Raw genomic sequence first — 12,572 nt, forward strand, 5'->3', positions numbered from 1 at the left:
CGCCCAAGCATGTACAACTACCTCGACTTCGAAAAGCCGGTGCAGGATCTGGAGCTCAAGATCCTTGAGCTGAAGAAGCTTGCCGAGAACGGCGAGGCGGTCGATGTCGCCGAAGAGATCAGCAGGCTGGAAAAGCGCTCGCGCGACGCTTTGCGCGACCTCTACAAGGCGCTCACGCCCTGGCAGAAGGTACAGGTCGCGCGCCATCCCGACCGCCCGCATTGCGTCGACTACATCAAGACGCTGTTCACCGATTTCACCCCTTTGGCCGGCGACCGCAATTACGGCGACGACCAGGCGATCGTCGGCGGCTTCGCGCGTTTTCGCGGCGAGCCGGTGGCGATCATCGGCCAAGAAAAGGGCTCGGACACCGCAAGCCGCATCAAGCACAATTTCGGCTCGGTGCGGCCAGAGGGCTACCGCAAGGCGGTGCGGCTGATGGAATTGGCCGACCGCTTCCAGATCCCGCTTTTGACGCTGGTCGACACAGCCGGCGCCTATCCCGGCGTCGGCGCCGAGGAGCGCGGCCAGGCCGAAGCGATCGCGCGCTCGACCTCGGCCTGCCTTTCGCTGAAAGTGCCGTCGATCTCGGTGGTCATCGGCGAAGGCGGCTCCGGCGGGGCCATCGCGATCGCCACCGCCAATCGCGTCTACATGCTGGAGCATGCCATCTATTCGGTGATCTCGCCCGAAGGCGCCGCCTCGATCCTGTGGCGCGACACCACGCGCTCGAAGGACGCGGCGACCAACATGAAGATCACCGCGCAGGACCTTCTCGAGATGAAGATCATCGACGCCATCATTCCCGAGCCGATGGGCGGCGCCCAGCGCGCGCCGGAAACGGTGATTGCGTCCACCGGCGACCTCATCGCCAGGACGATGAAGGATTTCGCCGGCGCCAACACCGATTTCCGCGAGCAGCGCCGCGAGAAATACCTGGCGATGGGCCGCAGCCTCTGACCTCTCAAGTCGCGGCAAGACGTTCAACTGTGGCCGGAATAAGCAATTCCGCCACAAAAATGCCGCCGGATTCGGCTCAATGGAAATCGCCGCGAGGGGTTTGCCAAGGCTTGCGGTAAGGAATTTTCAAGGTTAACGGGCTTACGGTCCACTGGTGTTCAGCCTATGGGCCCGGCCATGCCGACAGCCGTTGGCCCGAGAGAAGAGACGTAGCCGTATCGATGTTTGCCAAGCTTGCCCGCACCGGAATCCTGATCGCCGCCATCGGCATCGCCGGCTGCAACGATTCGTCGATGAAGGACTTCGCGCCGGAGGCCAACAAGCCGTTGCCCGACAAGATCCTCGCCGACATGAGGGCCAAGGGCATGGTGCGCACCTCCTCGGTGATGGCGCGCATCTTCAAGGAGGAAGGCAAGCTCGAGATCTGGAAGGCCAAGACCAACGGCCGCTACGATCTTGTCGCCACCTACGACATCTGCAAATGGTCGGGAAAGCTCGGCCCCAAATACACCGAGGGCGACCGCCAGGCGCCGGAAGGTTTCTATACGGTGCGTCCCTCGCAGATGAACCCGCGCTCGAACTACCACCTGTCCTTCAACATCGGCTTCCCCAACGCCTATGACCGCGCCAATGGCCGCACCGGTCAGAACCTGATGGTTCATGGCGCCTGTTCGTCGTCCGGCTGCTATTCGATGACCGATGCCCAGATCGAGCAGATCTATGCCTTCGGCCGCGACGCCTTCCAGGGCGGCCAGACCGAGTTCCAGATCCAGGCCTTTCCGTTCCGCATGACCGCCGCCAACATGGCGCGCTACCGCAACGACCCGAACTACGAGTTCTGGAAGATGCTGAAGGTCGGCTACGACAATTTCGAGATCACCAAGGTGCCGCCGAAGGTCGACGTCTGCGAGAAGCGCTACGTCTTCAACCAGGTCGCGCCCGAAGGCACGACCTTCGACCCGACCGGCCCCTGCCCCGCGATGACCCAGCCGGATTCGCTGAGGATGGCCTATGCCAATTACGAGAAGAGCTACGACGCGGCCTTCAATTCGGCCGTGAATTCGAGCACGCCGCCGCCGAAGCCGACGATTGCCGGCGTCAAGGAAGCCAGCATCGTTTCCGACTGGTCGAAGCGCCGCGCCCGCGGCGAGCGTGTGCCGATCGACCCGCCGTCGCTGAATTCCGACGGCTCGGTGACCGAAACGACCCGCATGGGCCGCATCGATTCCCCGCTCGGCCGCAAGATGGCGGCAGCCGACGCGGAAAAGGAAGCCAAGCGCAAGGCCGAAGAGCAGCGCCTGGCCGCGATCGAGGCGGCCAAGGTCGCCAAGGCACAGGCAAGGGCGCAGGCGCTGGCCGAGAAGGAGGCCGCCAAGCAGGCGGCGCAGCAACCGGTCGTCACCGCTGGCGTCGAAGCCGCGCCCGCCCAGCCGGCGCAGGAAACGCAGGCCGCCGCCGACGCCGACCAGGGCACCGTGTCGAAGCTGAAGAAGAAGCTTCTCGGCATGTTCGGCGGCTGAGATTTTTATGCATGTCGCCCAAAAGTGGAAGGCGGTTTTGGGATAACGACATGCATGAACAAAAGGCAAAGCCGCCCGCCATCTACGATCTCAAGGGACTGAACTGTCCGTTGCCGGTGCTGAAGGCCCGCAAGCGGCTGGCTGCGATGCGACCCGGCGCTCGGCTGTGGCTCGAAACCACCGATCCGCTGGCGGTGATCGACATCCCGGCCTTCTGCGCCGATGCCGGCCACCAGCTGCTCGATACGGCGGCCGTCACTGGCGGCCACCGTTTCCTGGTCGAGCGCGGCAGGGCGGCCGATCTGCTTGCTTCAGCTTAAAGCCCGGCAATCGACAGCGGATTGGCTTGCAGCGCCGCGCGATCCGGCGTGTCGATCGACGGCTTGTTGGTGAAGGCGGCGAACAGCCGCTGGATATAGTCCTGAGGCATGTCGAGCGTGATCAGCACCAGCCTGGTGCCGCGCTGGCCGTCGGGCCAGGCCGGCAGTCTCGCCGGCGGATGCAGGATCTTCTGCACACCATGGATGACCAGCGGCCGCGAGGGATCCTCCGCGAGTTCGATGACGCCCTTCATGCGCAGGAGTTTCTCGCCATGCGTCGAGCGCAGGAGGTCGAGGAACATCTCGATCGCCGAGAACGGCACCGGGCCGTCATGGACAAGCGAGTGCGAGCGCACGCGCGTGTCGTGGCGATGCTCATGATGGTGGTGAGGATCATGGTCGCCGTCATGGCGGTGATGGTCGTGATCATGGTCGTGCGCGGCCTCTTCGCCAAGCCAGCGCCGCACGTCGGCGGACTTGGTTTCAGGATCATAGAGGCCGCAATTGAACAGCGCCGCGGCGCCGGCCTCGTCGACATCGAGCACGACGGCGCCCGGATTGATCTGCTTGAGCCTTGCCCGCAACGCCTCGACCTCGGCCGCGCCGGCAAGATCGGTCTTGGTCAGCACGATGCGGTCGGCCACCGCCGCCTGCTTCACCGCCTCGACATGGGTATCGAGCGTCGCCTCGCCGTTGACGGCGTCGACCAGCGTGATGACGCCGTCGAGCCGGAACGCCTGCACCAGCGCCGGATGCGCCATGATCGACTGCAGCACCGGTGCCGGATCGGCCAGGCCCGTCGTCTCGACGACGACACGGGCCAATTTCGCGATACGGCCGGTCTGCAGCCGGTCGACCAGATCGGCGAGCGTATCGACCAGGTCGCCGCGCACCGTGCAGCAGAGGCAGCCGTCGGAAAGCTGGATGATACCGTCCGACGCCTGCTCCACCAGCAGATGGTCGATCGCCACCTCGCCGAACTCGTTGATGATCACCGCCGTATCGGCAAGCGCCGGATCCTTGAGCAGCCGATTGAGCAGCGTCGTCTTGCCGGCGCCGAGAAAGCCGGTGAGCACCGAAACGGGAATGGGAAAGCTGCTCATTGGTTTGCCTAATTGGCGGCTTTGACGGGCTGGTCGCCCTGCGCTCCGGCAGCGGCGGTCGCCAGCGGCTCGGCGCCGGGCGGCGCCGGCCTGTCCGGCCGCCAGATCGGCAGCGGCACATCGGCATAGTTCTGGTCGGTCTGGTCGACGAAGGCCTTAGGCGCGGGTCCCGTGGCGCCGCCGAGGCCGACCGCGATGAGCGTAGGGTGGGCGAGCTTCACCTGGTAAGGCGACTTCGGCTTATCCTTTGCGGCAACTTCGGGCGCCGCCTCCGACTGCTCCGCCTTCGGCTTTTTCGCGCAGATCTCGTCATGCATGTCGTTGGGTGACAGCGTGTCGCCATAGGGCTTGAGAGCGGCCAGCGTGGTCGAACCCGCCGCCGGCATCTCAAAACCCTGGTCGAGCAGCTTTGCCGCCGCTTCGGCGCGGCTGATCGCCGATTTCTCGCCAAGCACCACGGCGACCAGCGTGCGCCCGTTGCGCGTCGCCGAGCCGATCATGTTGAAGCCGGACGGGCAGACGAAGCCGGTCTTCATGCCGTCGGCGCCCGGATAGCGGCCGATCAGGAGATTGTAGTTCGGGAGCGCCTTCTTGCCGACGGCAAGGCCTTCGATCGAGAACCACGGGGCATATTGCGGAAAATCATCGCGCAACGCCGTCACCAGCACGGCAAGGTCGCGCGCGGTCGTATACTGTTCCGGCGAATAGAGTCCGTTCGGGTTGACGAAATGCGTGCCCACCATGCCGAGCCGGGCCGCCTCGGCGTTCATGCGCTCGGCGAATGCGGCCTGCGACCCGCCGATATTCTCGCCGACTGCCATGGCTATGTCGTTGGCCGACTTGACCAGCATCATCTTCAGCGCATTGTCGAGCCGCATCACCGAACCCGGTTTGAAGCCCATCTTGCTCGGCGGCTCGCCGGCCGAGTGCTTCGTCACCTTGATCGGCGAATCGAGCGCCACCTCGCCGGCCTGGATCGCGCGGAAGGCGACATAGGCCGTCATCAGCTTGCTGAGCGAGGCCGGATACCAACGCTTGAACGCGTCCTGGTGCTCCAGCACAGCGCCGCTCTTGAGGTCGAAAAGCACGACCGGATTGGCGCGCGCAGTGCCGGCAAGCACCGGAAGCGCCAGCGCGCCTGCCAGCAGCAGGTTGAGGAAATGCCTTTGCCGCATGATCAAATCCGAAATCGCCTCTTGCCGTGATCGCCGCTGGCTCCGTAAGATTTCGTTACCCATCGCCAGCATAATGCGGGCCGACCCTCGATCCCGAGCCGCATTGTTGCGGTGCTATTTACCCTATGTGACGCCAAAATGGCAAAGTGCCATATATTCACAATTGCCGAGCAGTGGCTCTGAACCGACTGCCGCCAGTCAACCAAGAGATGGACCGACCATGCCGATTCTGAACCGCGCCGCGCAAATGCAGGAAGAAGTTGCCGGCTGGCGACGACATCTGCACCAGACACCGGAATTGAATTTCGACGTTTTCCAGACTGCCGGTTTCGTCACCGAGAAGCTGACGGCCTTCGGCTGCGACGAGGTGGTGACGGGACTGGGTAAGACCGGCGTCGTCGGCATCATCCGCGGCCGCAAGGGCGATGGCCCGACCATCGGGCTGCGCGCCGACATGGACGCGCTGCCGATCGACGAGATCACCGGCAAGCCGTGGGCCTCGACCGTGCGCGGCAAGATGCATGCCTGCGGCCATGACGGCCACACCGCCATGCTCTTGGGCGCCGCCAAATATCTGGCCGAGACGCGCAATTTTGCCGGCACCGTGGCGGTGATCTTCCAGCCGGCAGAGGAAGGCGGCGGCGGCGGCAACGAAATGGTCAAGGACGGCATGATGGAGCGCTTCGACATCGAAAAGGTGTTCGGCATGCACAATATGCCGGGCCTGCCGGTCGGCCAGTTCGCCATCAAGCCCGGCCCGATCATGGCCGCGACCGCCGAATTCACCATCACCGTCAAGGGCCGCGGCGGCCATGCCGCGATGCCGCACGGCACGATCGACCCGATCGTCATCGCCAGCCAGTTGGTCGGCGCGCTGCAAACCATTGCCTCGCGCAGCACCGATCCGGTCGAGTCCGTTGTGGTGTCGGTGACGAAGTTCCACGCCGGTGACGCCTATAACGTCATCCCCGAAAGCGCCGAGATCGCCGGCACCGTGCGCACGCTGAAGAAAGAAGTGGCCAAGAAATCGGAAGAGCGCATTCGCGCACTCTGCGCCGGCCTCGCCTCCGCCTTCGGCGCCACCATCGAGGTCGATTACGACGCCAACTACCCTGTCACCTTCAACCATGCCGAGGAAACCGTGTTTGCGGGCGATATCGCCGCCGACGTCGCCGGCGACAGCCACGTCCACCGCGCCATCCAGCCGGTGATGGGCGGCGAGGATTTCTCCTATATGCTGGAAGCCCGCCCCGGCGCCTTCATCTTCATCGGCAATGGCGACTCGGCCGGCCTGCATCACCCGGCCTACGACTTCAACGACGAGGTCATCCCGCACGGCATGAGCTATTGGGTGAAGCTGGCCGAGACCGCGCTCGCCACCTGAGCGCACGCAGGCGAAGGCGACAGCGTTCCCATCGCCTTCTCGCCTCTTGGCGAACCGGCCCGAAGCGTTTATGTGTCGGGCCGCGTGGTCCCGTAGCTCAGTAGGATAGAGCGGCAGATTCCTAATCTGTAGGTCACAGGTTCGATTCCTGTCGGGATCACCATGCTTTTCAATGGCTTGGCGAGCAAGTCGCCGCATGGTGGGTGTCAGGTCGATCCTTGTGAGAACGGCCCCGAAAGATGGTGCCTGCGCAAATGTGTGGAGAGGCGGTTCGCGGCCTCGGCGAATGTCTCGCCTCCGGAAGCGATCAGCGCCGGTCTTTCCTGTTCGGGCGCAGCCAGGACGCGTTCCCAGAACGCGGCGACGACGGCGCTCGACTGGGCGAGATCGGCGGCCGCGTTTTGATCGTCGGCCAGCGCCGCCAGATGCTGGGGATTGATGCCGCCGATACCGGGCGGGACCTTCGCTCCCATGTCGACGAAACCCGGAGGCAGCGATCCCTTCAGATTGTAGACTCGGTGCTCGGTGACGGCGGCGTAGATCTGATCGATCGCCTGCTTGGCGCCCGCGACACGGGAGGGATGGTCCGTGTCGGCCGCGGCATGCGGGAGAAGTTCCAGACGCTGGCCATAACGCTCGACCAGCTTCAGATAAGGCAGCATCGGCCCTGAAAGCGCGGCCCCGTCGGTAAAAAGATCGGCATCGATCGCTGCGTGGGAAACGCGACCCGATTCCAGCGCGCGCTCCAGCGCTGCGACATCGACCAGCTCGCCGCGATCGTAGTTGATCAGCACGGCGCCTGGATTGAGTGCGCAAAGCACCCCGTCTGAGATCAGCCCGGCGTTGGCGTAACGTTGCTGGCCGGCATCGAAAGCACCCAGGCCAAGATGGACCGAAAGCGCGTCCGCGCCGCGCGCGGCGTCCACCATGGTCGCGGCGTAGTCGAAGCCCTCCAGCTCGATCCATTTGCGGTGACGTGGCCGCGCATGGATGGCGACCCGCATGCCGAAGGCCTGGCCGAGCCTGGCGAATTCCCGGCCGATATTGCCGTAGCCGATCACCGCCAGTCTTTTGCCTTCGAGCTTCTCGGTCGGGTAATGCCGCAGGTCTTTTCCGGTATCGAATTGCCCACCGGCGACCAGGGCGTTGAGCCTGTCCACGGGAAGATTGGGCCTGACTTTCAGCAGCGCCTTCATGGCCATTTGCGCGGTGGCGCGGCTGTTGATGCCCGGCGTGTTCATTAACGGCGCTTCGCCGCCTTCGCCGCTGCCCCCACCCCACGATGCCGAGCCCATATTGCCGGTGCCGGCGCCGATGCGCACGCCGCCGAGGCGGAACCTGGTCTCCGCCGGAATGAACGTCGCGGCGGCGATGACGGCGTCGTAGCGGCCGTCGCCCGCCTCGGCCAACAATTCGTCGCGCGTGCTCAATTGAGGTTGGTAGAAGAAATGCAGCTTGCCGGGGTCAAGGGCGCCGGCTGCGGCGATGCCTGTCTGGTGGAACACGCCACCCTTGGCTTCGATATAAGCCTTGACCTCGCTGTGATCGGGATTGTCGTCCGCCCCAAAGCGGAGGCCGACAAAGTCGCAAATCAGAATATTGGCTGATGTCATGGAGCGCGGTTTCCCCTGCAGCTCCCTCCAACTACTCCAATCCGTCATCCGATGGACCGACGCGAAGCGGCATATCCGGGTCGCAAGCGAGAGATCTGCCCGGAAATTTGGACCTGCCGCGCTCGACCGCTGGTGGCGTTCAAGTGCCGCCTCGATGATCGCCGGCGTCCACCTTCCGATCGAAGGCGGCTACACCTGCCGTGATGCTCAGCCCGGGCTGCCGGCGGCCGGATTGGCGATGATCGCGGCCCGGAAGCGGGCGACGAAATCGTCGAGCGCAGGGCGTTCGGCATCCGAGATCGCCCAGTAGGAGAAGGCGTCGTCTGTCCAGTGGACCAGCAGGAAACCGCCTGCCGACAGATCGTCCGCTACCGGCACCGATTTGGCCTCGTTCTGCCGTGGCTCCGCCACCAGCGTGATCAGATGCTCGTGATGGCGGTAGACCAGAGCCGGCATCGGCCTGTCGCCGATCACCTCGACGCGTCCGCCAAGCAGGGCGTAACCATCCTTGGCCATATCGGGCGCCGCCGGCGAGACGCCGACGCGGCCGTCGAGCCATGGCTTCACCGTGTGGCGGTCGGACGAGACGATGTCGACCGGCGTCGCCGCGAGCAGGCTGCGGCGATGGCCGTTGGCGACAGCCACGGCGAAGCTGTCGGCCCCATTGTCCGCCGTCGCCAACCACTGCGTCGCGCCGCTGGCCAGAAACGCTGTCAGCACGATCGAGGCCGCCATCTGGCGCCAGTCGAAGGAGTTGAACCAGCGTGCCGCGCGCGGCCGCATCTCGACGACATTGCTCTGCTGCTGTTGCGGCGCGGACGGCTGCGCTTTGACCGTCACGGATTCAGCTTGCGTGGCCTCCGCAACCTCAGGATCCTTCACCTCGGCAATCGCCGCGATACGCGCCAGGAAATCGTCGCTTACGGTGGGGCGCGGCACATTGGCGACAGCGCCGCGCAGCGCCACCAGGCGCGCATGTTCGGCGGCAAGCTCCGGATCGGCGGCCATGCGCCGCTCGATCGCCAGGGCGGCCGCGGCATCGAGCTCGCCATCGACAAGGGCGTGGATCATCAGCTTCATATCCTGCGGGTCTTGCGGCAATCCATCCTCACGCGGGCGATTTTCATGCGGGCTCATGGCGCCCTCCAAGTTCCGTTATCAAGAGGCCGCGGGCTCTCGCCAGCCGCGACATCACCGTGCCCTGCGGCACGCCGAGCATGGCGGCGATCTCGCGGTAGCTGAGACCGTTGATGTCGCGCAGCACAAGTGTTTCGCGGAAGGCGTCCGGCAGCCTGGCGATCGCCGCTTCCACCGCCGCCGAATTGGCCTTGGCGATCAGCGCCGCCTCCGGGCTGTCCGCGTCAGTGTCGGGCGGCGGCGACACGTCGTCGAGATCGGCGAGGTCGCCGACGGCGACCACGCTGCGCGGGCGGTTGCGCGCCATCCATGTGTAGGAAGCGTTGCGCACGATGGTGAGCAGCCACGCGCGGGGGTTTCCCCCAGCGAACCCGGCAATGCCCGCATGCGCCTTGAGACAGGCCTCCTGCACCACATCCTCGGCGTCGGCTTGATTGCCCGTGAGCCAGCGGGCAAGCGACAGCGCATCGCTAAGATGCGGCAGCACCACTTCGGCAAAACGCGCTGCCAGCATCTTTTCGCTCAACACCGTTCCGCCGTCGGGCGCTCCCGCCATGGGTTTGCCGCCCTCAGCGGGAGGCGACGATCTGTCCCTGCTCGTGCGGGCGAAGATCGCGACCGCAGGCGATGGCGCCTGCTTCGAGGGAGGAGAAGGCATTGGTGTCACCGGAGTCAAGTGTCTCGGAAGCAAGGCGTGCCTCGGAAGAGGACGGCGCATCGCTGGCTGCAACGGGGCGGTCGCCGTCATGGTCGTGGATCTCGATGGTTGCGATCGGCAGGGATCACGGCCGGCGGCGGGGCGGTATCGCCCGGAGCGGATGCGCCCGGCTCATCCGCTCCAGGCGACGCCGGCGGCTGACGCCTTCGCCTTGTTCACGTGCGTATTTGTCTTCGCGCCGCTTCATGGTCGGTCTCCTGCTGTTGCGCACAAATGGCGCATGCCCTGGAGACCCGCAGACCGGGCGTTTTATTCCCGGCCGGTCGGCTTTTTCGTTCACGCTAACTTGATCGAACGGCGTGCGGGCCTACAGCGCCAGCAGCGCAAGCCCCGCCAGCGCGGATCCCGCCAGCGTCGGCAGCATGCCGAGCTTCAACCTGAACATCGCGACCATCGCCCCAACCGACAGCAGCGCGGCGCGCCAGTCGAGCGAGGACAGGACCGGAACCTCCACGCCCCAGCCAACGCTTGCGACCTTGCCGAAGGCGACATGCAGCGCGAACCACAGCGCAAGGTTCATGATGACGCCCACCACCGCCGCGGTGATCGCGCCGAGCGCAGCCGCGAGCGCCCTGTTCTGCCGCAGCTGCTCGATGTAGGGCGCGCCTAAAAATATCCAGAAGAAGCAGGGGACGAAGGTGGCCCACAGCGTCAGCGCCGACCCGAGCGATCCGGCAAGCAAAGGATTGATCGCGCCGGCATGGCGATAGGCGGCGGCGAAGCCGACGAATTGCAGCACTAGGATCAGCGGCCCGGGCGTCGTTTCGGCAAGCCCCAGCCCGTCGACCATCTGTCCGGGCGAAAGCCAGCCGAACGAGGTCACCGCCGCCTGCGCCACATAGGCGAGAACCGCATAGGCACCGCCGAAGGTAACCACGGCCATCAGGCTGAAGAAACCGCCGATCTGCGTCCACACGCTGCCCGGCCCCGCCAGCACAGCGACCAGCGCCACCGGCCCCAGCCAGACCGGCAACCAGATGGCGACGGTGCGGATGGCATGCCCTCGCTTGGGCATGGCGTGGCCGAGTTCGCCGCGCTCGAACATCAGGTCGACCGCGCCCCTGGTCTCGGCCCCGGCGGCATTCTTGCCATGCGCCGAGGCGGAAAACAGCGCCGGCGCGAAGCGGTTGCCGGCCCAGCCGATAAGCCCGGCTGCGAGCACGATCAGCGGGAACGGCACTCTGGCGACGTAGATGGCGAGGAAGGCCGCCACCGCGATCGCCACCATCGCACGGTTCTTCAGCGCCCGCTTGCCGATGCGGATCACCGCCTCGACGACGACGGCCAGCACCGCCGCCTTGACGCCGAAGAACAGCACCTCGACGACCGGCGCGTCGTTGTAAAGCATGTAGAAGCTGCTCAAGCCCAGCATGACCAGCGCGCCCGGCAGCACGAACAGGCTGCCGGCGACGAGACCGCCTGCCGTCCGATGCAGCAGCCAGCCGATATAGACGGCAAGCTGCTGGGCCTCGGGCCCAGGCAGGAGCATGCAGTAGTTGAGCGCGTGCAGGAACCGCTCCTCGCCGATCCAGCGGCGCTCCTCGACCAGTTCCTTGTGCATTAGCGCGATCTGCCCGGCCGGCCCGCCGAAGGACAGCAGGCCGATCTTGGCCCACAGCCGCGTCGCCTCGCGAAAACTCGGCGCGGTCGGGACATCGACCAACGGCGCGGCGTCGTTCTTGGCGAGTGCGGTCATTACGCCTTGCCTCCTGCCGGCCAGTTGTGCGTCTCGTCGGCGGCATCGCGGCACCAGCGGAAGAAGGCGTCATAGAGGAGCATGCCGGATTCGAGCTGCTCGAGGTCGTCGCGGAACATGCGCGACAGGCCGAGCGAGGCGGCGAGGAACCCGGCCGCCTGCGGCACGAGGTCGAGGCGCGCCGTATCGGCGCCGCGCACGATCAGCGCCAGGCGGTCGAGCGCTTCGACGCGCAGCCCGAACTCCTCGATCATCGTATCGAATGTGCAGCGATCGCCACGATGGCTCCAGAACACGCCTTCGATATCGAAAGGCACCGCGCCGAAGCGGTCCGCCACAAGAGGCACTTCGGCTGGATCGACGAACAGGAAAACCGCCTCGGGATCGACGAAGCGGCGGATCAGCCAGGGGCAAGCGATGCGGTCGACCTTCGGCCGCGAACGCGTGACCCATACCGTACGCCCCTTCTCGGCGCGGGGCGGGATCGCGTCGGCGCTGACCAAGGGCGCTGTGGCGGCGACCCAGGCCTCGAAGCCGCCTTCAAGCGATTCCGCCGGAATGCCTTCGTGGCGCAGCCACGCGGCAACGCCTTGCGACAGTTTCTGCCCCCTCTGGCAGATCACGGCGACTTTGCGTCCCGAAAATTCCGACGCCCAGCTTGAGACGGTCCTGAAATCGCGCCGGGATGACGCCGGCAACAGGCGCGGATCGGCTTGATAGTCCTCGTCGATGCGCACATCGACTAGGCAAGGCGCATCGGGCAAGCCGACGAGACGGGAAAGCTGCGGAACGGTGATTGCGGTTGTTGACGGCATGGCGTCCACCTCCTGAACAAAGAGAGTTTGGACGCGATCGTTGGGCTGACGCCTCACGGGGTCGTCGCGGGGAACCCCTTGCCGGAATGCTGGAACGGTCCCCCGCGATTGTCAAGAATTCAAATGCCAGG

General features: G+C 65.5%; 11 protein-coding genes and 1 tRNA gene. 5 read left to right on the forward strand and 7 right to left on the reverse strand.

The genetic code is table 11. From position 1 onward, the window contains the following. Positions 1–9 precede the first annotated feature (9 nt). The 3 genes from FJW05_RS14175 to FJW05_RS14185 all read left to right on the forward strand — a co-directional run bounded on the left by FJW05_RS14175 (position 10) and on the right by FJW05_RS14185 (position 2,800). Entirely contained in the window at positions 10–960 is a 951-nt protein-coding gene (locus FJW05_RS14175) for an acetyl-CoA carboxylase carboxyltransferase subunit alpha (RefSeq protein WP_140633036.1), read from the forward strand. A 221-nt stretch (positions 961–1,181) separates the two neighbouring features. Beyond that, entirely contained in the window at positions 1,182–2,480 is a 1,299-nt protein-coding gene (locus FJW05_RS14180; RefSeq protein ID WP_140633039.1) for a murein L,D-transpeptidase family protein, read from the forward strand. A gap of 50 nt (positions 2,481–2,530) precedes the next feature. Further along, a complete protein-coding gene (locus tag FJW05_RS14185) occupies positions 2,531–2,800 on the forward strand; it encodes a sulfurtransferase TusA family protein (RefSeq protein ID WP_140633042.1) in 270 nt (89 codons plus the stop codon). Here the strand turns inward: FJW05_RS14185 and FJW05_RS14190 are convergent. Beyond that, complete coding sequence (locus tag FJW05_RS14190) at positions 2,797–3,903, reverse strand: GTP-binding protein (protein WP_140633045.1); 1,107 nt, start codon at positions 3,901–3,903, stop codon at positions 2,797–2,799. The two genes, FJW05_RS14185 and FJW05_RS14190, sit on opposite strands and share 4 nt — an antisense overlap. Before the next feature lie 8 nt (positions 3,904–3,911). Further along, a complete protein-coding gene (locus tag FJW05_RS14195) occupies positions 3,912–5,078 on the reverse strand; it encodes a D-alanyl-D-alanine carboxypeptidase family protein (protein WP_140633048.1) in 1,167 nt (388 codons plus the stop codon). 220 nt (positions 5,079–5,298) lie between these two features. Between FJW05_RS14195 and FJW05_RS14200 the strand changes: the two genes are divergently transcribed. After that, complete coding sequence (locus FJW05_RS14200; RefSeq protein WP_140633050.1) at positions 5,299–6,462, forward strand: M20 aminoacylase family protein; 1,164 nt, start codon at positions 5,299–5,301, stop codon at positions 6,460–6,462. Between the two features lie 86 nt (positions 6,463–6,548). Then, positions 6,549–6,625, forward strand: a tRNA-Arg gene (locus FJW05_RS14205). A 43-nt stretch (positions 6,626–6,668) separates the two neighbouring features. Here the strand turns inward: FJW05_RS14205 and FJW05_RS14210 are convergent. The 5 genes from FJW05_RS14210 to FJW05_RS14230 form a co-directional block, all read right to left on the reverse strand. After that, entirely contained in the window at positions 6,669–8,075 is a 1,407-nt protein-coding gene (locus FJW05_RS14210; RefSeq protein ID WP_246673418.1) for an NAD(P)-dependent oxidoreductase, read from the reverse strand. A gap of 207 nt (positions 8,076–8,282) precedes the next feature. Continuing rightward, on the reverse strand, positions 8,283–9,212 hold the full coding sequence (locus FJW05_RS14215; protein WP_140633056.1) for an anti-sigma factor: 930 nt from the start codon (positions 9,210–9,212) through the stop codon (positions 8,283–8,285). Next, on the reverse strand, positions 9,199–9,768 hold the full coding sequence (locus FJW05_RS14220) for a sigma-70 family RNA polymerase sigma factor (RefSeq protein WP_140633059.1): 570 nt from the start codon (positions 9,766–9,768) through the stop codon (positions 9,199–9,201). The genes FJW05_RS14215 and FJW05_RS14220 overlap by 14 nt, the downstream gene beginning before the upstream one ends. Positions 9,769–10,237: 469 nt before the next feature. After that, positions 10,238–11,626 carry a chromate efflux transporter gene (gene chrA, locus FJW05_RS14225; protein WP_140633062.1) on the reverse strand — a complete coding sequence of 463 codons (1,389 nt, stop codon included), beginning with the start codon at positions 11,624–11,626 and terminating at the stop codon, positions 10,238–10,240. Further along, positions 11,626–12,441 (reverse strand): sulfurtransferase/chromate resistance protein, encoded by an 816-nt coding sequence (locus tag FJW05_RS14230; RefSeq protein WP_140633065.1) that lies wholly within the window; start codon positions 12,439–12,441, stop codon positions 11,626–11,628. The genes chrA and FJW05_RS14230 overlap by 1 nt, the downstream gene beginning before the upstream one ends. Positions 12,442–12,572 lie beyond the last annotated feature (131 nt).

Origin of the sequence: Mesorhizobium sp. B2-9-1, assembly GCF_006439455.1 — a bacterium.
GTDB lineage: Bacteria > Pseudomonadota > Alphaproteobacteria > Rhizobiales > Rhizobiaceae > Mesorhizobium.